The sequence below is a fragment of the Clostridium sp. SGI.024 genome (assembly GCF_050315195.1).
Taxonomy (GTDB): Bacteria; Bacillota; Clostridia; order Clostridiales; family Clostridiaceae; genus Clostridium.
Genome location: NZ_JBNPON010000197.1, coordinates 1 through 219, shown reverse-complemented (window position 1 = coordinate 219; position 219 = coordinate 1). Strand labels below are relative to the sequence as shown.

The following is a 219-nucleotide window of genomic DNA, read 5'->3' as shown; positions in this document are numbered from 1 at the left end:
ATTATAAGCCTTTATCTTATCTTCAGGATTGCTATATGAATTTGCTTGTAAATTATAGTAATATGACTTTTCATAATTAGCATTGTCTAAAGCTGATTGTGCTAATAACATATATGCACCATTATAAGCACTATCAGACGCCTTATCTGAGAAGTATTTATTACCCCAGTCTAATAATGTTCTATATGGCTTATTAGCTCCCCATACTGTACGAGCTTG

At 32.0% G+C, this 219-nt stretch carries 1 protein-coding gene; it reads right to left on the bottom strand.

The window, feature by feature from the left end:
• The coding region (locus ACQRD5_RS17390) for a hypothetical protein (protein ID WP_427747139.1) at nucleotides 1-219 on the bottom strand (219 nt) is incomplete at both ends.